This window comes from Pseudomonas sp. FW300-N2A2 (assembly GCF_017351735.1).
Lineage (GTDB): Bacteria > Pseudomonadota > Gammaproteobacteria > Pseudomonadales > Pseudomonadaceae > Aquipseudomonas > Aquipseudomonas migulae.
In genome coordinates this window covers 1-21472 of record NZ_JACNDU010000012.1, presented here as the reverse complement: position 1 = coordinate 21472, position 21472 = coordinate 1, and the positions used below count along the sequence as shown (strand labels likewise).

Here is a 21472-nt window from a genome sequence, read left to right as displayed (position 1 = left end):
TCGCCCTTACCGTTTCTCAACCGCAGGTGTATCGTATTCGCCTTTTCCAGGTCCCCGGACCTGTCGCTGATACGTGAGGTAGTTGAGTTCATGTCCTTTACCCGTCGCCAAATCCTCGGTGGCCTGGCCGGTCTTGTTGTCGTTGGCGTCGGTGCGGGGGGCGCGTCGCGTTACTGGCTGGGCAAGATGGCCGACGCCGATGCGGGCCACGACTATGAGCTGATTGCGGCGCCGCTGGACGTCGAACTGGTAGCCGGGCACAAGACCCAAGCCTGGGCGTTCGGCCCATCGGCGCCGGGCACCGAGTTGCGCGTGCGTCAGGGCGAATGGTTGCGGGTGCGGTTCATCAACCACTTGCCGGTGGCGACCACCATTCACTGGCACGGCATCCGCCTGCCGCTGGAAATGGATGGAGTGCCCTACGTCTCGCAGCTGCCGGTGCTGCCGGGCGAGTACTTCGACTACAAATTCCGCGTGCCCGATGCCGGCAGCTATTGGTATCACCCGCATGTGAACAGCAGCGAAGAACTGGGCCGTGGTCTGGTGGGGCCGTTGATTGTCGAAGAGCGCGAGCCGACCGGTTTCAAGTACGAGAAAACCTTGAGCCTCAAGAGCTGGCATGTCGACGAAGTGGGCAATTTCGTCGAGTTCAGCATTCCCCGGGAAGCGGCCCGGGGCGGCACGGCGGGGCGTCTGGCGACGATCAACGGTGTGCCGCAAGCGGTCATCGATTTGCCGGCCGGGCAGATCACCCGCGTGCGCCTGCTCAATCTCGATAACACCTTGACCTATCGCCTCAACATTCCCGGTGTCGAGGCGCAGATCTACGCGTTGGACGGCAATCCCGTCGAGCCGCGTCCATTGGGCAAGGAATACTGGCTCGGGCCAGGCATGCGCATTTGCCTGGCAATCAAGGCACCTGCGGCCGGTGAAGAATTATCCCTGCGCAACGGCCCGGTACGCTTGGGCACGTTCCGCTCTGTGGCGAACACCGATGCCCCAACCGAGTGGCCGCCCGCGCTGCCCGCCAACCCGGTGGCCGAGCCGGACCTGGCCAATGCCGAGAAACTCAACTTCAATTTCGAATGGGTGGGTTCAGTCTCGGTGAACGTCGACAACGGCCGGCCGCCGAGCCTGTGGCAGATCAACGGCAAGGCCTGGGACATCACCGACAAGACCTGCGCCGACCGCCCGATTGCCAAGCTTGAGAAGGGCAAGAGCTACATTTTCGAATTGAAGAACATGACTCAGTACCAGCACCCGATTCACCTGCATGGCATGAGCTTCAAGGTCATTGCCTCGAACCGGCACAAGGTCATCCCGTATTTCACCGACACCTACTTGCTGGGCAAGAACGAGCGGGCGCAAGTGGCGCTGGTAGCGGATAACCCTGGGGTGTGGATGTTCCATTGCCATGTGATCGACCACATGGAAACCGGCCTGATGGCCGCGATCGAGGTAGCGTGATGCGTCAGATTCGTCCCGCCGCGATCATCGACCGCAGTCGTGATCGCGACTTCATGCGCGAAGCGCTGGCGCTGGCCGCACAAGGCGCTGCGCTGGGTGAAGTGCCGGTGGGCGCGGTGTTGGTGCAGGACGGTGAAATTATCGGCCGTGGCTTCAATTGCCCTATCAGCGGCAACGACCCGAGCGCGCATGCCGAGATGGTCGCTATCCGCGCAGCGGCACTGGCCGCCAGCAATTATCGTTTACCCGGCAGTACGCTGTACGTGACGCTTGAGCCGTGCAGCATGTGCGCCGGGCTGATCGTGCATTCGCGCATTGCGCGGGTGGTGTACGGCGCGCTGGAGCCCAAGGCGGGGATTGTGCAGAGTCAGGGGCAGTTCTTTACCCAGGGCTTTTTGAATCACCGGGTGCTGTATGAAGGTGGGGTGTTGGCCGAGGAATGCGGGGCGGTGCTCAGCGAATTCTTCAAGGCCCGGCGCGCGAAACCTACAGACTAACCCCCTGTAGGAGCGAGCCTGCTCGCGATGGTGTGTCAGTCGACATCAACGTATCTGACACTCCATCGCGAGCAGGCTCGCTCCTACAGGGGATGGGTTATTTACGGGCGACGATGACGGCACGCATCGGCGCCGGCAACCCTTCAATCGTCTTGCTGTGATCCTCGGGATCGAGGAAATCACTCAACGACTGATACTTCATCCACTCCGTCCCGCGCTGTTCCTCGACGGTCGTCACGCTGACATCCACGCACTTCACGTCCGTGAAACCGGCACGCCGCAACCAGAGCATCAGCGCTGGCACCGACGGCAAGAACCACACGTTACGCATCTGCGCATAACGATCTTCCGGCACCAGCACCTGCTGTTGATCACCTTCGATCACCAGCGTCTCCAGCACCAGTTCGCCGCCCTTGACCAGGCAATCCTTCAGCGCCAGCAGATGCTCGATCGGCGAGCGGCGGTGGTAGAACACGCCCATGGAAAACACTGTGTCGAAGCCTTCGAGTTCCGCTGGCAGGTCTTCAAAAGGAAACGGCAGGTGCCAGGCATTCGGCTCGGACAAATAGCGCTGAACCGCCTGGAACTGACAGAAGAACAGCCAGTTCGGGTCGACGCCGATCACGCTGTCCGCGCCGGCACCGAGCATGCGCCACATGTAGTAACCATTGCCGCAGCCGACATCGAGGATGCGTTTGCCCTTCAGGTCCAGATGCGGCGCGACTCGCGACCATTTCCAGTCCGAGCGCCATTCGGTATCGACGTGCACGCCGAACAAATCAAACGGGCCCTTGCGCCACGGCGACAAACCCATCAGCGCCGTACGCATCTGCGCGCGGGTCTCAGCGTCGCAATCGGTGTCCAGGGTCAGGCCATTCAGCAGGTCGACTTCACTCGGCTGGATTTTTGGCAAGGCGTCCAGCGCACTCTGCCAGCGCTCCAGGTCGCCATGACCCTTTTCCATTTTCTTGTCGAGTTGCGCCTGCAGGGTGTTGGCCCATTCGGCCAGCGGTGTACCGGCCAGACGGCGGGCGAGGGGGGACAGATCAATCATGGCAAGGCAATCAACGAGGCAAAGTTAAGACACTGGAACCACGGCACGACTTTCGAGAACCCGGCGGCCAACAGGCGCTCGCGGTGTTCTTCGAGGCTGTCGGGCTTCATGACGTTTTCGATGGCGCTGCGCTTCTGGGCGATTTCCAGTTCGCTGTAGCCGTTGGCGCGCTTGAACGCGACGTGCAGGTCGGTGAGCAGCGCGTGTTCTTCTGGGTCGTTGAAGCGCAGCTTTTCCGAGAGGATCAACGCGCCACCGGGAAGCAGCGACTGGCGGATGCGACTCAGCAACGCGGTGCGCTGCTCGGGAGCGATGAATTGCAGGGTGAAGTTCAGCGCCACCACCGAGGCTGGCTGAAAGTCGAGGGCGAGGATGTCGCCTTCGATCACTTCCACCGGCAGCAACTCCTGGAACATCGAATCCTGACCGTTGAGGTATTCGCGGCAGCGTTCGACCATCGCCGCCGAGTTATCCACAGCGATGACGCGGCAGCCATCGGTGCGCACGTGACGGCGCAACGCCTGGGTCACGGCGCCGAGGGACGAGCCGAGGTCGTAGAGCACGCTGTTGGGCTGGGCGAATTGCGCGGCGAGCACGCCGAGGTTTTCGACAATGGTCGGATAACCTGGCACCGAGCGCTTGATCATGTCCGGGAACACCCGCACCACGTCCTCGTTAAAGGCGAAGTCGGGCACCTGGGCCAAAGGCTGGGCGAAAAGGCGATCGGGTTCTTTGCTCACGGCGGTTCCAGCGGCGTATGTGGAAAAGGCCGGCATTTTAGCCAACTTGGCGCGGGGATGCGCGGGTTGTCTGATAAACCGACCGACAGGCTCTGAGGTCTGTGTGTTCAGTGATACTGCTTTCGCGAGCAAGCCCGCTCCCACAGGTTTATCACCGTCCTTGTGGGAGCGGGCTTGCTCGCGATGAATTCAGCGCGGTTTGGTGCCGAACGCGGATGCCGCAATCCCCCATTGCCCCAGCCAGTAACTGAGGATGATCACGTAAGGCGCGGCATGAAACGGCGCAACAAACCGATTGATACCAATCACGCTATCTGAAAACACAAACGCCAACGCACCCGCCGCCGCCAGCAGCGCAGAGCGCTTCGGTACATCGGTGCCCAGACGCGCCAGTGCCCGCCAAAGCATGGCGCTGATGGCCAGACCGTAGACGATCACCGGGATCAGCAATGGGCCCAGACCATTGGCAATCAAAATCCCCAACAGCACCGCGCCGACGCCCAGCGCGAGGATCAACGGCAGCACCGCCAACCGCCGGCAATCACTCAAATAAGCTTTCAGATAGGCAAGGTGCGCGACCAAAAACGCCCCGAGGCCGAACACAAACAAATCCCCCGGCCACGCGAGCAAGACATCGCCGAGCAGGGAAAAGATCAAGCCCAGGCTGATCCAGCGTCGATATTCGCTGGGCGGCGCATCGTGCAGCCAGCCGAGCAAGGCCAGCACGGGCAACGGTTTGACCAGCAGGCAGAGCAGCGCGGCGTGCACGCTCAGGCCGTAAAGAAAGGTCACCGCGCCCATCAGCGCCAGAATCAGCCAGCCCATGATCAGTTAACCGAGATCGCGCAGTCGAAGGTTTCCACCGCCGGCACTTCCGGCGCCCAGGGTTGTTGCGAGGTCAGGCGCAAGCGCCCCGAACCGGCCGCGAACGCCTGAAAGCGCCAGGTCGACACACCGGCTGCGCCCACGACACCGGCATCTTCCGGGTTTCGATAAACTTCTGGCCCCAGAGCGCGTAATACGCCACCGGCCGAATCCTGGATCGCCCAGCGGTAACCCGTGGTCGGGTTGCTCGGCAGGGACAGGATCAGGTTTTGCCCGTTGTGCAGTTGCACGGGGCATTCGCTTTGTTTTTCCACGGTCACGTTCTGTTTCGGTTGCGTGGCGCACGCGGCCAGCAAGGCGAGGGCGAAGGGGACAAACAGGCGGGTGGGGGACATGGGGTCAGTGGCTCCGGCATTCACGACGAACGGCGAGCATAACTGAAGATGAGACAAATTGTGACGGCCTGGGGAGTGATGTTGGCCGTGCAGGCGCCATCGCCGGCAAGCCGGCTCCTACAGGGGATTTGTGCCGCTCACATTTTTTGTGGCTGACACCCATACTTTGTAGGAGCCGGCTTGCCGGCGATGGCGATCTTGCAGGCGCTACATGATTATCAGAACAACACCTTCGCCACATCCGCAAACCGCTTGGCAAAATGCACGGTAATCCCTTCCTTCAGATAATCCGGCAATTCATCAAAGCTCCCACGGTTAGGCTCCGGCAAAATCAATTCAAAAATCTTCTGCCGCCGCGCCGCAATCACCTTCTCGCGCACTCCGCCAATCGGTAAAACATGCCCGGTCAGCGTCAGTTCGCCGGTCATGGCCACGCCTTTTTTCGGCGGCTGATTGCGTGCCAGCGAGAGCAGGGCGCTGGCCATGGTCACGCCGGCGCTCGGGCCGTCTTTCGGGGTGGCGCCTTCCGGTACGTGCAGGTGGACGAAAGCCTCGTCGAAGAACTTCGGATCGCCGCCAAACGACTTCAGATTCGAGCTGACGTAGCTGTAGGCAATTTCCGCCGACTCCTTCATCACGTCACCCAATTGCCCGGTGAGTTTGAAACCACGGTTGAGCGTGTGAATCCGCGTCGCTTCAATCGGCAGTGTCGCGCCGCCCATGCTGGTCCAGGCCAGCCCGGTGATCACGCCGGTACCGGACAGCACTTGCTCGTTGCGGAACACCGGGTGGCCGAGTGAGGCTTCGAGGTCTTTCGGGCCGAGCTTGATCACCGCTTTTGGCTCGTCGATCAACTTCATCACCGCCTTGCGCACCAGTTTGCCCAGTTGTTTTTCCAACTGCCGCACCCCGGCTTCACGGGCGTAACCGTCGATCAGCGCCTTCAACGCGGTGTCGCTGATGCTCAGGCTGCCTTTCGACACGCCCGCCTTCTCAAGCTGCTTGGGCCACAGATGACGTTTGGCGATGGCGATTTTTTCTTCGGTGATGTAACCCGACAGGCGAATCACTTCCATCCGGTCCAGCAACGGGCCGGGGATTGAATCGAGGGTGTTGGCGGTGCAGACGAACAGCACTTTCGACAGGTCCAGACGCAGGTCCAGGTAATGGTCGAGGAATTCGACGTTCTGTTCCGGGTCGAGGGTTTCCAGCAGCGCCGAGGCCGGATCGCCCTGGTAGCTCTGGCCCATCTTGTCGATTTCGTCGAGCATGATCACCGGGTTCATCACTTCGACGTCTTTCAACGCTTGCACGAGTTTGCCCGGCATCGCACCAATGTAGGTGCGGCGGTGGCCCTTGATCTCGGCTTCGTCGCGCATGCCGCCGAGGCTGAAACGATAGAACGGTCGGCCAAGGGATTCGGCGATGGACTTGCCGACGCTGGTTTTACCCACGCCCGGCGGACCGACCAGCAGCACGATGGAACCGCTGATCTCGCCTTTATAGGCTCCGACCGCGAGGAACTCGAGGATGCGGTCCTTGATGTCGTCGAGACCGGCGTGGTGCTTGTCCAGCACCTTGCGGGCGTGCTTGAGGTCGAGTTTGTCCTCGCCATACACGCCCCACGGCACCGAGGTCGCCCAGTCGAGGTAGTTGCGGGTGACCGCGTACTCCGGTGAACCGGTCTCGAGGATCGAGAGCTTGTTCATTTCCTCTTCGATGCGTTTCTGCGCCTGCGTCGACAACACCTTGCCGACCAGGCGCTGTTCGAACTGCTCGATGTCGGCGCTGCGGTCGTCCTTGGTCAGGCCCAGCTCTTGCTGGATGACTTTTAACTGTTCTTTAAGGAAGAACTCGCGCTGATGCTCGCCGATCTTGCGGTTAACTTCGGCAGAAATTTCTTTTTGCAGCCGCGCAACTTCAACTTCCTTGCGCAGCATCGGCAGGACTTTTTCCATGCGCTTGAGCATCGGCACGCAGTCGAGCACTTCTTGCAGCTCGCTGCCGGTCGCGGAAGTCAGGGCGGCGGCGAAGTCGGTCAGCGGCGACGGATCGTTGGGGCTGAAGCGGTTGAGGTAGTTCTTCAGCTCTTCGCTGTACAGCGGGTTGAGCGGCAGCAGTTCCTTGATCGCGTTGATCAGCGCCATGCCGTAGGCCTTGACCTCGTCGGTCGGCTCGGTCGGCTGGTGCGGGTACTCGACTTCCACCAGGTACGGCGGGCGATGGTGCTTGAGCCAGGTCTTGAGGCGTACGCGGGTCAGGCCCTGGGCGACGAATTGCAGTTTGCCGTTTTCACGACTGGCGTGGTGCACCTTGACCAGCGTGCCGTAGAGCGGCAGGGCCGAGGTGTCGAAATGGCGCGGGTCTTCCTGGGGCGTGTCCATGTAGAACAGGGCCAGGGAGTGATGATCGGATTTGCTCACCAGATCCAGCGTTTCAGCCCACGGTTCTTCATTGACGATCACCGGCAGCACTTGGGCCGGGAAGAACGGGCGATTGTGGATCGGGATGATGTAGACCTTGTCCGGCAGGTTCTGGCCGGGCAGGGCGAGGCCTTTGCCGGTGGAGTGGTGCGGGGCGTTTTCGGGGTCGGCGTAGTCGCTCGGGTCTTCGGGGAATTCTTGCTGGTCGCTCATGGGGCACCTGCGCAATGGGGTATGGATCTTAGATGGGGCAGGTGGGGGGTGGTTTCAATGGCTGGGGGTGTTTCGTGATGTGCGTTCAGGTTTTCGACAGGGTTGGGGGATTTTTGGTGTTTGTGCGGCCTTATCGCTGGCAGCCAGCTCCTACAAGGTATGCGTAACCTTTGTAGGAGCTGCGATGCGGCGACCCGACTTGCCAGCGATAGCGGATGGTCAGGCACTGCCGAGCTAAACCTTGGCACTCACCTCACTGCGATTGACCAACGCCTCCAGCGCATCGGTCAGACTCGGCGCCTTGTCGCCGACCAACAGATGCCAGATGCCACCGTCCAGTTGACTGACCCCCTGGCAACCCAACGCCTTCAAATCACATTCCGACAGGGCCTTGCCGTCGGCCAGTTGCAGGCGAATCCGGGTCATGGCGACGCAATCCATCTGCAAGACGTTTTCCCCACCACCCAACGCATTCAGCCAGCGCTGTGCTTGCGGGTGCTCCACTGCAGCGGGGGCAGGCGTATCAATCGCAGCCGCCGGTGTCGACACCGCCGCACGACCCAGTGCCGGCATCGCCAGGCGGATTTCATCGGCAATGCTGTCGGCCATCGGCCCGACCACTACCTGCAAACTCCCGCCCTTGCCCGGACGCACCACAGCCATAGCGCCCAGTGCTTTGAGCTCGGCATCGTTGGCCTTGTTGCGATCCACCATGTCCAGTCGCAGTCGTGTGGTGCAGGCACCGACGGTGAGCAAATTCTGCGCACCGCCCAGCGCCTTGATGTACGCCCCGGCCCGTTGGTTTTCTGCCACTCGCGCTTTCTCGGCCGTGGTCACCTCTTCACGCCCCGGCGTCTTCAGGTTGAACCGGCGAATGCAGAAATCGAACACCGTGTAATAAATCACCGCATAGGCCAGGCCCACCGGGATCACTCGCCACCCATTAGTGGATTTCCCCCAGCCGAGAATCATGTTGATGAAGCCGCCGGAGAAGGTGAAACCGAGGTGGATGTTCAGCAGGTTGGTGACTGCCATCGACAGCCCCGTCAGCAGCGCGTGCAGCAGATACAGCAGCGGCGCGAGAAACATGAAGGCGAATTCGATCGGCTCGGTCACCCCAGTCAGGAACGAGGTCAGGGCCATCGACAGGAAGATCCCGCCCATCACTTTGCGCCGTTCCGGCAACGCATTGCGGTACATCGCCAGGCACGCCGCTGGCAGGCCGAAGAGCATCACCGGGAACATGCCGGTAGTGAATTGGCCGCCCTTGGGGTCACCGGCGAAGTAGCGCGAGATATCGCCGGTCACCAGTGCGCCCGTGGCCGGGTCAGTGAAGTTGCCGAAGACGAACCACGCCATGTTGTTGATGATGTGGTGCAGGCCGGTCACGATCAGCAGGCGGTTGAGCACGCCGAAAATGAAGGCGCCCACACTGCCGCTTTCCAGCATCAATACGCCGAAGCTGTTGATGCCGTGCTGGATCGGCGGCCAGATCAGGCCGAACACCACGCCCAGGCCGACTGCGGCGAACCCGGTGATGATCGGCACAAAGCGCCGGCCGCCGAAGAACGCCAGGTATTCCGGGAGCTTGATGTCTTTGAAACGGTTGTACAGCGCGCCGGCCATCAAGCCGCTGACGATCCCCGCGAGCATGCCCATGTTGATGCTCGCGTCGAGCACCTTGAGGGTGGAGATCATCACCAGGTAGCCAATCACTCCAGCGAGGCCGGCGGTGCCGTTGTTGTCCTTGGCGAAGCCGACCGCGATGCCGATGGCGAAGATCATCGCCAGGTTGGCGAAGATGACCTGACCGGCATCGTGGATGATCGCGATGTCCAGCAGGTCGGTGTCGCCCAGGCGCAGCAGCAACCCGGCAATCGGCAGGATAGCGATCGGCAGCATCAGCGCACGGCCGAGGCGCTGCAGGCCTTCGATGAAGTATTGGTACATGGCGGATCTCCCTGGATTCTTGTTATTAGTTGTTCAGCTCAGAGGCCAATGTTGATGACAGGCGTGACGCACCGCGCTGGCGCTGCTCAGCTTGAGCAGGCCGAGGCTGATGCGTCGGCATTCGCTGGCGTCGAGGTGGCGCACCCGGTCCTTGATTTCGCCGATTTGCACCGGGCTGACCGACAACTCGCTGACGCCCAGGCCAATCAGGACCGGCGTCGCCAGCGGATCGGAGGCGAGCGCGCCGCACACGCCGACCCAGCGGCCATGCACGGCGGCACCGGCGCAGGTCTGGGCGATCAGCCGCAGCAGCGCCGGGTGCATGGCATCGACCCGCGACGCGAGGCCGGCGTGGTCGCGGTCCATCGCCAGGGTGTACTGGGACAAATCGTTGGTGCCGATGGACAGGAAGTCCGCGTGTTCGGCCAGTTGCTCGGCCAGCAACGCGGCGGCCGGGACTTCGATCATCACCCCCAGCTCCGGGCGCTCGCTGACACCGAGCTCCGCGCACAAGGCCTCGAGACGCTGGCGGACGTGCAACAGCTCATCGACTTCGGTGACCATCGGCAGCAGGATCCGGCAGCGTGACAACGGGCTGACGTGCAGCAGGGCGCGCAGTTGCTGATCGAGAATTTCCGGACGGGCCTGAGCCAGGCGAATCCCGCGCAAGCCGAGCACCGGATTGGCCTCGGCCGGCAATGGCAGGTAATCGAGCTGCTTGTCGCCGCCGACGTCGATGGTGCGGATAATCACCGATTTGTCGCCCATGGCGTCGAGCACCGCTTGATAGGCGACACGCTGTTCCTCTTCGTCCGGCGCAGTGTGGCGGTCGACGAACAGAAACTCGGTGCGCAGCAGGCCGACGCCATCGGCGCCGTTGGCCAGCGCATCGGCTGCCTCAGCGCTGGAGGCGACATTGGCGGCGACTTCGATCTGCACCCCGTCGAGCGTCAGCGCCTGGGTATGCGCCTGAGATTGTTGCAGCGCTCGACGTTGCTGGTGGTCCCGTTGCGCCTGATGCACGTCGGCCATGCGCTGGGCAGAAGGCGCGAGTTCGAGACGCCCACCGTCGGCATCCAGCACCACCGCCTGGCCCTGTGGCTGATCCAGCAGCGCCGACCCCAGCGCGACCATGCACGGCAAGCCTTTGCCGCGAGCGAGAATCGCCACGTGGGACGTCGCGCCGCCCTCGGCCATGCACAGCCCGGCGACCCCTTGCTGGCTGAGTTGCAGCAGGTCGGACGGGGTCAGTTCATGCGCGGCGACGATGGCGCCGGCCGGCAGGTCGTAGTGCCAGCTCTCACCGAGCAGGGCGCGCAATACCCGTTGCTTGAGGTCGCGCAAGTCGTTGGCGCGTTCGGCCAGCAATGGGCTGCCGAGTTGCTGCAACACGTCGCATTGCACGTCGATCGATTGGCTCCAGGCGTGAGTCGCGGCCACGCCCCGGTCGATGGCGGCGTGCGCTGCATCCAACAGCGCCGGGTCTTCGAGCAGGGCGAGGTGCGCGGCGAAGATCGCTTCTTCTTCGGTGTCCTTGTGCTTCCTGGCCTGAGCCAGCGTGGTGTCGATTTCGCGGCGCACGGCGTTCAGCGCGGTATCCAGGGCTTGGCGTTGTTGCTCTGGAACGTGGTTGCCGGCGTCCTCCGGCAGGCTGATCGTGTTCAAGCGAAATAGCGGTCCGCCGACCAGGCCGGGCGCGGCGCACACACCATGAAGCACACCCGCTTCGGCTGCACGCCCACGCTGGGCAATCGGTGTTGGCGCGATGGCGTGACTGTCTTCGGCCAGCGCGGTGGACAATGCCGTCAACAACGCTTGCAGCGCCGCTTCGGCATCCGTGCCCTGACAGCTGACCTGAACCTCGTCCTGCTCACCGATGGCCAGCCCCATCAGCCCGATCAGGCTGTCGCAGCGCGCCGATTTGCCGGCGAAGTGCAGCTGCGATTTGCTTTTGAAACCTTGTGCGGTCTGGCGGATCAGCGCTGCCGGCCGGGCGTGTAAACCACCCCGATGGGCGATACGGATGTGGCCGACAAACGCTTCCCCGGACAGGTCCGCTTCTGCCTGCGCGCCAGACGCCTGCCGACGAATGATGTGCAGCAACGGTTCGCCGACCTTCACCGATTTCAGCGTGATTGGCCGCGCCTGAAAGTCCTCGCTGTTGGTCAGGATCATCAGGCTGACAAGGCTTTTGCACTGCTGCGCGACCTTGTCCAGGTCATAGCGCAGCAGTGGCTGGCCATTGGCGACGCGCGCCCCTTCCTTGACCAGCATCGAGAACCCGTTGCCCTGCAACTCGACGGTGTCCAGGCCCAGGTGCAGCAGCAATTCGGCGCCGTTGTCGGCGCGCAAGGTGATGGCGTGGCCGGTGCGGGCGACGTGCACCACGACGCCGGCGCACGGCGCGTGCAGGGTATCGTTCAGCGGATCGATGGCGATCCCGTCGCCCATCGCGCCGCTGGCGAACACCGGGTCCGGGACCTTGGCGAGTGTGAGCACCGGGCCGCTGAGCGGGGCGCTGAGGGTCAGCTCTTTATTATTGTTGTGCATGGCTCGGTCTCATCAAAAAACAACAGTTCGTATCAACGCCGTCCCCTGTAGGAGCCAAGCTTGCTCACGAAGGCGGCGTTTCAGCCGCAGATGATGCGTCGGATGTACCAACGTCTTCGCGAGCAAGCTCGGCTCCTACAGGGGGGATGCATTCACCATTCGAATCAATGCGTTCGCGTGACTTTGCTCAGGTGCCGTGGATGGTCCGGGTCCATGCCGCGCGCCACCGCCAGACCGGCGGCCATGACGTAGAAACTCTGGATCGCCAGAATCGGATCGAGGGCCGGGTGTTCGGCGCGGGTCAGGGTGAGGTCTCGTTCGGCGATGTCATCCGGCGCGGCCAGCAATACGCGGGCACCCCGCAGACGCATGTCGGATGCGAGACTGATCAGGCCCGCCTGCTCGGCACCGCGTGGGGCGAACACCAGCAGCGGATAGTGCTCGTCGATCAACGCCATCGGGCCGTGACGGACTTCGGCGCTGCTGAAGGCTTCGGCCTGAATCGCCGAGGTTTCCTTGAATTTGAGCGCCGCTTCCTGGGCGATAGCGAAGCCGGCGCCACGGCCGATCACCATCAAGCGCTGGCAATCGCGCAGGGCATCGATGGCCAGGCTCCAGTCCTGCTGCGCCGCTTCGCGCAGACCTTCCGGCAAGGCGTGGCCGGCTTCGAGCAATTGCTCGTCTTCTTTCCAGTGCGCGATCAGGCGGGCGCTGGCGCTGAGGGTGGCGATAAAACTCTTGGTCGCGGCGACGCTGCTTTCCGTCCCCGCGCACAGCGGCAGGCTGAATTCGCACGCGGCTTCCAGCGGCGAACTTTCGGCGTTGACCATGGAAATGCTCAAGGCGCCGCGTTTGCGCAACAGACGCAGGCTGTTCACCAGATCCGGGCTTTGCCCTGATTGCGAGAAGGCAAACGCCACCTGACCGCTGACCTTCAACGGCGCTTGTTGCATGGTCACCACCGACATCGGCAGCGACGCCACGGGAATTCCCAGTTGCTGCATGGTCAGGTAGGCGAAGTAGCTGGCGGCATGGTCGGAACTGCCGCGTGCGACGGTCATCGCCACTTGCGGCGGCTGACGGCGCAGACGCCCGGCAATCTCGATCATCTGCGGGTCGAGTTGCTGCAACTGCGCCTGCACGGCTTCGAACGAGGACAGCGCCTCTTCAAGCATTTTTGAAGTCAATGTCTTCTCCTTCGACCATGACGGCGGTCAGTGTGAGTGAGCGATCCAGCCGCACGCAGTCGGCCCAGGCGCCGGGTTGCAGGCGTCCGCGTTCGGTGATGCCGAGGTAGTCGGCGGGGAATTGCGAAAGACGTTGCGAAGCCTCGGCGATCGGCAAACCGATCTTCACCAGGTTGCGCAACGCCTGATCCATGGTCAGCGTGCTGCCGGCCAGGGTGCCGTCGGCCAGGCGCACGCCGCCCAGGCATTTGGTCACCGTGTGGCTACCGAGCTTGTATTCACCGTCCGGCATGCCGGCGGCGGCAGTGGAGTCGGTAACGCAATACAGGCACGGTATCGAGCGCAGGGCTACGCGCATCGCACCGGGGTGCACATGCAGCAAGTCCGGAATCAGTTCCGCGTATTTCGCATGCGCCAACGCTGCGCCGACGATGCCTGGCTCGCGATGATGCAGCGGGCTCATGGCGTTGTAGAGGTGGGTAAAACTGCTCGCGCCGGCGGCCAGTGCGGCCACACCTTCCTCGTAACTGCCAAGGGTGTGGCCGATCTGCATGCGCACGCCGCGCGCACTGAGGGCGCGGATCAGGGCATCGTGGCCGGCGATTTCCGGGGCGATGGTGATGACCCGGATCGGCGCCAGGGCCAGGTATTCCTCGACTTCGGTCATCAACGCGGTATGGGCGAAATTCGGTTGCGCGCCAAGTTTGCCGGGGTTGATGTACGGGCCTTCCAGGTGCACACCGAGCACGCGGGCGCTGCCGCTCGGGCGTTGTTCGCAGAACTCGCCGACGGCTTTGAGCACACTGGAAATCTCTTCGCTCGGCGCGGTCATGGTGGTCGCCAGCAACGAGGTGGTGCCGAAACGCACGTGGGTTCGGGTGATGGTTTCGAAGGCGGTCGCGCCTTCCATGATGTCTTTGCCACCGCCGCCGTGAACGTGCAGGTCGATGAAGCCGGGCAGCAAGTAAGGCAGGTCGTTGTCTGCCGGATCGCACGGCACGCCTTCGATCGACAGGACCTTGCCGTGTTCGTGAACCAGCCGGCCGCGTATCCAGCCGCCGGCGGTGAGGATGTTGTCTTCGGACATGATGGGGTCTCGGTTCTTAGCGGCGAAGCTCTTTATCAACGAAGCTCTTTATCTACGAAGCTCTGCGACAAAGTCGTAGTAGTCGTTGCGGCAATAGGTGTCGGTGACTTCGATCGGCGTGTTGTCTTCGAGGTAGCCGACCCGGGTCATCAGCAACATGGCGGTGCCGGGGGCGATGCCGACCAGTGCGGCGAATTCGTCCGAGGCGTTGATCGCCTGGATGTGTTGCAAGGCGCGGACCACCGGTTTGCCGATGCCGTCGAGGTATTCGTAGAGGGAATCGCCCACCGCTTGCGGCTTGGGAATGATCGAGGCGGGCAGGGTGCTCATCTCGATTGCCATTACCGTGTCGTCGGCTTTGCGCAGGCGTTTGAGCCGGGCGACCTTGTCGTTTGGCGACAAGCCGAGGCGAATCAGTTCTTCGTGGGTCGGCGGGGTGATTTCCCGTTCCAGCCATTGCGAGCCGGGGACGAAGCCCTTCAGCCGCAGCATCTCGCTGAACCCCGAGAGGCGCGACAGCGGTTGTTCCAGGCGCGGGGTGATGAAGGTGCCGGACCCTTGATTGCGCCGGATCAGGCCTTGATCGAACAGCACTTCCAACGCCTTGCGGGCGGTGACGCGGGAGATGCCCAGTATTTCGCTGAGGTTGCGTTCCGACGGCATCGCCTGCTCGGCTTTCCACTGGCCGGCGTGGATCGCCGCTTCCAGATTACGCGCCAGTTGCAGGTACAGCGGCGTGGGTTGGGTGTCGTCAGGGCGCAGGGCCTGGAGGTCATTCATGTTGGGTGTCCGATGCGGATATTGGAGTGTTGTCGCCCGGTAGTGCAGCGAAACCTAATACCACTTGAATACCATGTCAATGAGACCACTTTGCTGTTGGCGCGGTAAAACCTGCCTTTGTGGGTGGCATACAGGGTTGTTGGTTTTAAGTGGTATTAGCGGAGAGGTCGTTGCAAGCAAAAATCGCAGCGTTTGGCAGTGCCTGAGGGTGGGAGTGGTATCAACCCAGCAGGCGCCGCCAAAGGCTGCGATCTTTAGAATTTATTTTGTGACAGGCGACCGAAGGTCGGTGTTACGGGCGGATTTCGATCATCGTGCCGTCCGGCACCAGGCCCCATACCTCGCGCATGTCCATGTTGCGCATGGCGATGCAGCCGTCGGTCCAGTCCAGGGTGTGGAACAGGTTTTCAGGGTTTTCTTCGGTGTCCGGCGTGCCGTGGATCATGATCATGCCGCCTGGCTCGACGCCTTCGCGCCGGGCGCGCGCGGAGTCGCTGATGTTCGGGTAGGAGATGTGCATCGCCAGGTTGAATTTATCGCTGACCTTGCGCCAGTCCAGCCAATAGAAACCTTCAGGCGTGCGTTTGTCGCCTTCCATCAGTTTCGGCCCCTTGGGGCGTTTGCCCAGGGAGATGCGGTAGGTCTTCAACGGTTTGCCGTCGTTGATCAATTGCAATTGGTGGGCGGACTTGAGAACCAGAACTTTGTCGATGACTTTGCCGTCCAGCGTTTCCGCTACGGAAGCCTGGGAGATAGCGACGAACGACAAGCAAAACAGGGCAAGCAACCAGCGCATTGAAACGATATCCCTAAGAGGTGTCGCGGCTATTTTATTTATAGATGTTTTTTAGGTGATGGCAGGCTGAGCAAGCGGCGGGATCGACTCGGATCTCACGGGGTAGACCTCGGTCCGCCGGTCAGCGAAGAAGCATTCTAAGGTACGGCCCACCGTGCGGAAAGCCAGGTCGGACCACGGGATGTCGGCTTCGTCGAAAAGTGCCACTTCCAGGCTCTCGGGACCGGCGGAAAAATCCAGGTCCACCAGCTCTGCACGAAAGAACACATGCACCTGACTGATGTGCGGCACATCGATCAACGTATAGATGCTCAAGTTACGCACCCGCGCGCAGGCTTCTTCGGCCGTTTCGCGAATGGCCGCCTGTTCGATGGTTTCACCGTTCTCCATGAAACCGGCGGGCAGGGTCCAGTAACCGAGCCGTGGCTCGATGGCGCGCCGGCACAGCAACACTTTCGAGCCCCAGGTCGCCACGCAGCCGGCGACGATATTGGGGTTCTGGTAGTGAATCGCCTGACAGCTGTCACAGACAAAACGCAGACGCGAATCGCCTTCGGGAATGCGCTGGGTGACCGGGTTGCCGCACTGACTGCAAAATTTCATGCTTGGGTTCCTGAATGCTGCGCCTATCTTGGCGTGCGGCGGTGTCTGTCGGCAAGTTGTCGTTTAGCGACACTCCGCAGTTCGGGGGGTTGGGCGGTCGGTGTGATTGGTGCATGATGCGAAGTAGCGAATAAATCGAGAAGACTCATGCTGGACGAGCTACTGCATCGAGTAAGCAACCACATCCCACGCACACTGGAAACCGACAAGCGTTTCCCGGAGGCTGCGGTTCTGGTGCCCATCACTCGCAGTGATGAACCGGAACTGGTTCTGACCCTGCGCGCCAGCGGGCTCTCGACCCATGGCGGCGAAGTGGCCTTCCCCGGCGGACGCCGCGACCCGGAAGACCCGGACCTGATTTTCACCGCACTACGCGAGGCCGAAGAAGAAATCGGCCTGCCGCCGGGGCTGGTCGAAGTGATCGGGCCGTTGAGCCCGCTGATTTCCCTGCACGGCATCAAGGTCACGCCTTATGTCGGCGTGATCCCGGATTTTGTCGAGTACCTGGCCAACGACGCCGAGATCGCTGCGGTGTTCAGCGTTCCCCTGGAATTCTTCCGCAAAGACCCGCGTGAACATACCCATCGCATCGATTACCAGGGCCGCAGTTGGTACGTGCCGAGTTATCGTTATGGCGAATACAAGATCTGGGGCCTGACCGCGATCATGATCGTCGAGTTGATCAACTTGCTCTATGACGCCAAAATCAGCCTGCACCAGCCGCCCAAGAGTTTTATCAACACCTGAAGCCATCGCTCGTATGGCGTGAAGCCGCGGCTGCCTGAGCCTGAGGACAACACGATGAAATACCGCCTGGGCGACGCCCGCGTCGACACCCATCCGCAAAGCTGGGTTGCCCCCAACGCTGTGCTGGTGGGCAAGGTCAAACTGGAAGAGGGCGCCAACGTCTGGTTCAACGCCGTGCTGCGTGGCGACAACGAACTGATCCTGATCGGCAAGAACAGCAACGTCCAGGACGGCACCGTGATGCACACCGACATGGGCTACCCGCTGACCATCGGCACCGGCGTGACCATCGGCCACAACGCCATGCTCCACGGCTGCACCGTCGGTGACTACAGCCTGATAGGTATTAATGCAGTGATCCTCAACGGCGCAAAAATCGGCAAGAACTGCATCATCGGCGCCAACTCGCTGATCGGCGAAGGCAAGGAGATTCCGGACGGTTCGCTGGTCATGGGCTCGCCCGGCAAGGTCGTGCGCGAGCTGACCGAGCCGCAGAAAAAAATGCTCGAGGCCAGCGCTGCGCACTATGTGCATAACTCCCAGCGTTATGCCCGCGATCTGGCAGAGCAGGAAGAATGAACACGCCCGAACGCCCGGTGCTATCACCCTGCGTGAATATTTGTGCGCTGGACGACGATGACATCTGCACCGGGTGCCAGCGCACCGTGGCGGAAATCACGGGCTGGAGCCGGATGGACAACGAAGAGCGGCGCAAGGTGTTGGGGTTGTGCCATGAGCGGGCGAAATCCAGTGGGTTGCTCTGGATGATCGGGGCAAAACCGGATAATTGAGGTGCGCCCTTCGCGGGCAAGCCTCGCTCCTACAGGGGGAGGGTTGAACCACAATTACGTGTTCGACGCAGATCCGTAGGAGCGAGGCTTGCCCGCGAAGGCATCAGCGCTGACACCACAACCTTCTCTGCAGTACTCTGTGCGCCAAATTGACAGGTACTCTCGCGCCCCATGCTCTTCCTGATCGCCTACATCAGCAGCGTCGTGCTGATCAACTACGCCTTTTCCACCGCGCCGCACCTGGACATCATCTGGTCCGCCTGGGGCGGTTTGGTCTTCGTCCTGCGCGACATGGTGCAAACCCGCTTCGGCCACGGTGCAATCGCGGCGATGCTGGCAGCGCTGGTGCTGTCCTATGTCACCTCCGATCCGTCCATCGCTCTGGCCAGCGCCACCGCGTTCGCGGTCTCCGAATGCATCGACTGGCTGGTGTTCAGCATCACCAAACGCCCGCTGCACGACCGCCTGTGGATAAGTTCGGCCCTGAGCATTCCCCTCGATACCTTCATCTTCTTCGGCATGATCGACGCCTTCACCCCGGCGGTGATCCTCACCGCCATGGGCTCGAAGTTCGCCGGCGTGACCGTCGTGTGGCTGATCATGGCGTGGCGCTTGCGTAAACTGGCCATCGCCGGCTGAAGCCAAACCCTCAGGTTCATGTAAAATGCCGCGCTTTCTCCCCATGGGAAGCGTGCCAGGCACCGCGACCCTCGATGATCCGCTCCTTTGAGGACCTGAGATGACCCGTATCGGAACTCCATTGTCGCCAACCGCGACCCGCGTATTGATGTGTGGCTGTGGTGAGTTGGGCAAGGAAGTGGTGATCGAGCTGCAACGCCTGGGCGTTGAAGTGATTGCCGTTGACCGTTACGCCAACGCGCCGGCCATGCAAGTCGCTCACCGCAGCCATGTGATCAACATGCTCGACGGCGCTGCCCTGCGTGCCGTGATCGAAGCCGAGAAGCCGCACTTCATCGTGCCGGAAATCGAAGCCATCGCCACCGCGACCCTGGTTGAACTGGAAGCCGAAGGCTTCACCGTGATCCCGACTGCACGCGCTGCGCAACTGACCATGAACCGTGAAGGCATCCGTCGCCTGGCCGCTGAAGAGCTGGACCTGCCGACCTCGCCGTACCACTTTGCCGACACCTTCGAGGATTACAGCAAAGCCGTTCAGGACCTGGGCTTCCCGTGCGTGGTCAAGCCGGTGATGAGTTCGTCGGGCAAGGGCCAGAGCCTGCTGCGCAGCGTCGATGACGTGAAAACCGCGTGGGATTACGCGCAAGAAGGCGGCCGTGCCGGTAAAGGTCGGGTGATCGTCGAGGGCTTCATCGACTTCGATTACGAAATCACCTTGCTGACCGTGCGTCACGTCGGCGGCACCACGTTCTGCGCGCCGGTCGGTCACCGCCAGGAGAAGGGCGACTATCAGGAATCCTGGCAGCCACAAGCCATGAGCCCGGTTGCCCTGGCGGAATCCGAGCGTGTGGCCAAGGCGGTCACCGAAGCCTTGGGCGGTCGTGGTCTGTTTGGCGTCGAACTGTTCATCAAAGGCGATCAAGTGTGGTTCAGCGAAGTCTCGCCGCGCCCGCACGACACCGGCCTGGTGACCCTGATTTCTCAGGACCTGTCGCAGTTCGCACTGCACGCACGGGCCATTCTGGGGCTGCCGATTCCATTGATCCGTCAGTTCGCGCCTTCGGCTTCGGCGGTAATTCTGGTGGAAGGGCAGTCGACCCAGACGGCTTTCGCCAATCTCGGCGCGGCATTGAGCGAGCCGGACACGGCGTTGCGTCTGTTCGGCAAACCTGAAGTGAATGGTCAGCGCCGGATGGGTGTGGCGCTGGCGCGGGATGAGTCGATCGAGGCTGCTCGCGCTAAAGCGACCCGCGCTTCTCAGGCGGTCGTTGTAGAGCTGTAACCGAGGCGCGGCCTTCGCGGGCAAGCCTCGCTCCTACAAGAACCGCGTGATTCTGTAGGAGCGAGGCTTGCCCGCGAAGCTTTTTCTATCAGGCCACCCGATTCAAATCGTTGTGACGCGTCTCTTTCAGGCACAGCACCGCAATCAAACTCAGCACCGCCGCCCCCGACACATACCCGCCGACGTAACTCAAACCACCCATCGCCACCAACTTCTGCGCAAAGAACGGCGCCGCCGAGGCTCCGACAATGCCGCCCAGGTTGTAGGCCGCTGACGCACCGGTATAACGCACGTGTGTCGGAAACAGCTCCGGCAGCAGCGCACCCATTGGCGCAAACGTCACGCCCATCAGAAACAGCTCGATGCTCAGAAACAGCGCCACGCCCCAGGTCGAACCCTGGGTCAGCAGCGGTTCCATCAAGAACCCGGACAGAATCGCCAGCACGCCGCCGATGATCAGCACCGGTTTACGCCCGTAACGGTCACTGGCCCAGGCCGACAATGGTGTCGCGGCGGCCATGAACAGCACCGCAAAACACAGCAGCGCGAGGAAGGTTTCGCGGGTGTAGCCCAGCGTCGACACGCCATAACTCAGCGAAAACACCGTCGAGATGTAGAACAGCGCGTAGCACACCACCATCGAACCGGCGCCCAGCAGCATCGGCGCCCAATACTGGCTGAACAGCTCGACCAGCGGGATCTTCACTCGCTCCTGACGGGCCATGGCATTGGCGAACACCGGGGTTTCGTGCAGCTTGAGGCGCACGTACAGGCCGACCATCACCAGCGCGGCGCTGAGCAGGAACGGAATCCGCCAGCCCCACGAACGGAACTGTTCGTCGTTCAGTGTCATTGCCAGCGTCAAAAACAGCCCGTTGGCCGCGAGAAAGCCAATCGACGGGCCAAGCTGCGGGAACATGCCGAACCAGGCGCGCTTGCCCTTGGGCGCGTTCTCCGTCGCCAGCAATGCCGCGCCGCCCCATTCGCCGCCCAGGCCCAAACCCTGGCCGAAGCGCAGCACGCAGAGCAGGATCGGCGCCCAGGCCCCGATGCTGTCGTAACCCGGCAGCACGCCGATCAGCGTGGTGCACACGCCCATCAGCAGCAAAGAGGCGACCAGGGTCGATTTGCGCCCGATGCGGTCACCGAAGTGGCCGAACAGTGCCGAGCCCAGCGGCCTGGCGAGGAACGCGATGCCGAACGTGAGAAACGCCGAGAGCATCTGGGCCGTGCCGGAGGTCTGCGGAAAAAACACCGGACCGATCACCAGCGCGGCGGCAGTGGCGTACACGTAGAAGTCGTAGAACTCGATGGCGGTGCCGATGAAACTCGCGGTCGCCACGCGGGTGGCGGAGTTCGTCGGTTGTGCAGGCGTGGTTTCGGTATAGGTCGTGCTGGTAGTCATGCGGTAATCCCTGACAGTCATGTGCCCCAGTGGAGCGAATT

General features: G+C 62.1%; 20 protein-coding genes. 7 read left to right on the top strand and 13 right to left on the bottom strand.

From position 1 onward, the window contains the following. The first annotated feature begins 90 nt into the window (after window positions 1-90). Window positions 91-1467: a multicopper oxidase family protein gene (locus J4E42_RS16575; RefSeq protein WP_192228449.1), complete on the top strand. Its 1377-nt coding sequence runs from the start codon at window positions 91-93 to the stop codon at window positions 1465-1467. After that, window positions 1467-1964, top strand: coding sequence for a tRNA adenosine(34) deaminase TadA (tadA, locus tag J4E42_RS16570; RefSeq protein ID WP_192420139.1), 498 nt, complete (start codon window positions 1467-1469; stop codon window positions 1962-1964). The genes J4E42_RS16575 and tadA overlap by 1 nt, the downstream gene beginning before the upstream one ends. A gap of 97 nt (window positions 1965-2061) precedes the next feature. Here the strand turns inward: tadA and cmoB are convergent, their stop codons facing one another. The 12 genes from cmoB to J4E42_RS16510 all read right to left on the bottom strand — a co-directional run bounded on the left by cmoB (window position 2062) and on the right by J4E42_RS16510 (window position 16567). Then, complete coding sequence (gene cmoB, locus J4E42_RS16565) at window positions 2062-3018, bottom strand: tRNA 5-methoxyuridine(34)/uridine 5-oxyacetic acid(34) synthase CmoB (RefSeq protein WP_207285682.1); 957 nt, start codon at window positions 3016-3018, stop codon at window positions 2062-2064. Further along, window positions 3015-3794, bottom strand: a complete 780-nt coding sequence (gene cmoA, locus J4E42_RS16560) for a carboxy-S-adenosyl-L-methionine synthase CmoA (protein WP_177318187.1) — start codon at window positions 3792-3794, stop codon at window positions 3015-3017. Before cmoA ends, cmoB begins: the two co-directional genes overlap by 4 nt. 153 nt (window positions 3795-3947) lie before the next feature. Further along, window positions 3948-4583, bottom strand: coding sequence for a lysoplasmalogenase (locus tag J4E42_RS16555; protein ID WP_008042398.1), 636 nt, complete (start codon window positions 4581-4583; stop codon window positions 3948-3950). Window positions 4584-4585: 2 nt separating this feature from the next. Continuing rightward, the gene (locus J4E42_RS16550; RefSeq protein WP_008042397.1) at window positions 4586-4978 is read right to left on the bottom strand and encodes a protease inhibitor I42 family protein; all 393 of its coding nucleotides are present in this window, start codon (window positions 4976-4978) and stop codon (window positions 4586-4588) included. Window positions 4979-5196: 218 nt separating this feature from the next. Next, the gene (gene lon / locus J4E42_RS16545; protein ID WP_008042395.1) at window positions 5197-7614 is read right to left on the bottom strand and encodes an endopeptidase La; all 2418 of its coding nucleotides are present in this window, start codon (window positions 7612-7614) and stop codon (window positions 5197-5199) included. 234 nt (window positions 7615-7848) lie between these two features. Further along, complete coding sequence (nagE, locus tag J4E42_RS16540) at window positions 7849-9564, bottom strand: N-acetylglucosamine-specific PTS transporter subunit IIBC (protein ID WP_207285681.1); 1716 nt, start codon at window positions 9562-9564, stop codon at window positions 7849-7851. Between the two features lie 33 nt (window positions 9565-9597). Continuing rightward, entirely contained in the window at window positions 9598-12114 is a 2517-nt protein-coding gene (ptsP, locus tag J4E42_RS16535; RefSeq protein WP_207285680.1) for a phosphoenolpyruvate--protein phosphotransferase, read from the bottom strand. 164 nt (window positions 12115-12278) lie between these two features. Continuing rightward, entirely contained in the window at window positions 12279-13301 is a 1023-nt protein-coding gene (locus tag J4E42_RS16530; RefSeq protein WP_207285679.1) for an SIS domain-containing protein, read from the bottom strand. Beyond that, window positions 13282-14388: an N-acetylglucosamine-6-phosphate deacetylase gene (nagA, locus tag J4E42_RS16525; protein WP_207285678.1), complete on the bottom strand. Its 1107-nt coding sequence runs from the start codon at window positions 14386-14388 to the stop codon at window positions 13282-13284. The genes J4E42_RS16530 and nagA overlap by 20 nt, the downstream gene beginning before the upstream one ends. Before the next feature lie 48 nt (window positions 14389-14436). Next, on the bottom strand, window positions 14437-15168 hold the full coding sequence (locus tag J4E42_RS16520; RefSeq protein WP_008042387.1) for a GntR family transcriptional regulator: 732 nt from the start codon (window positions 15166-15168) through the stop codon (window positions 14437-14439). 292 nt (window positions 15169-15460) lie between these two features. Further along, entirely contained in the window at window positions 15461-15964 is a 504-nt protein-coding gene (locus tag J4E42_RS16515; protein ID WP_008025576.1) for a murein L,D-transpeptidase family protein, read from the bottom strand. A 51-nt stretch (window positions 15965-16015) separates the two neighbouring features. After that, on the bottom strand, window positions 16016-16567 hold the full coding sequence (locus tag J4E42_RS16510) for an NUDIX hydrolase (RefSeq protein ID WP_008042386.1): 552 nt from the start codon (window positions 16565-16567) through the stop codon (window positions 16016-16018). Window positions 16568-16714: 147 nt separating this feature from the next. Between J4E42_RS16510 and J4E42_RS16505 the strand changes: the two genes are divergently transcribed. The 5 genes from J4E42_RS16505 (at window position 16715) to purT (ending at window position 20026) form a co-directional block, all read left to right on the top strand. Continuing rightward, complete coding sequence (locus tag J4E42_RS16505) at window positions 16715-17314, top strand: CoA pyrophosphatase (protein WP_008025581.1); 600 nt, start codon at window positions 16715-16717, stop codon at window positions 17312-17314. 54 nt (window positions 17315-17368) lie between these two features. After that, window positions 17369-17893 carry a gamma carbonic anhydrase family protein gene (locus tag J4E42_RS16500; protein WP_008025583.1) on the top strand — a complete coding sequence of 175 codons (525 nt, stop codon included), beginning with the start codon at window positions 17369-17371 and terminating at the stop codon, window positions 17891-17893. Further along, the gene (locus tag J4E42_RS16495; protein ID WP_207285677.1) at window positions 17890-18105 is read left to right on the top strand and encodes a DUF1289 domain-containing protein; all 216 of its coding nucleotides are present in this window, start codon (window positions 17890-17892) and stop codon (window positions 18103-18105) included. The genes J4E42_RS16500 and J4E42_RS16495 overlap by 4 nt, the downstream gene beginning before the upstream one ends. 171 nt (window positions 18106-18276) lie before the next feature. Next, window positions 18277-18744: a VUT family protein gene (locus tag J4E42_RS16490; RefSeq protein ID WP_008042383.1), complete on the top strand. Its 468-nt coding sequence runs from the start codon at window positions 18277-18279 to the stop codon at window positions 18742-18744. A 100-nt stretch (window positions 18745-18844) separates the two neighbouring features. Next, a complete protein-coding gene (purT, locus tag J4E42_RS16485) occupies window positions 18845-20026 on the top strand; it encodes a formate-dependent phosphoribosylglycinamide formyltransferase (protein WP_008042382.1) in 1182 nt (393 codons plus the stop codon). 88 nt (window positions 20027-20114) lie between these two features. Here purT and J4E42_RS16480 read toward each other — a convergent pair whose 3' ends face one another. Then, the gene (locus J4E42_RS16480) at window positions 20115-21431 is read right to left on the bottom strand and encodes an MFS transporter (RefSeq protein ID WP_207285730.1); all 1317 of its coding nucleotides are present in this window, start codon (window positions 21429-21431) and stop codon (window positions 20115-20117) included. Window positions 21432-21472: the final 41 nt, after the last annotated feature.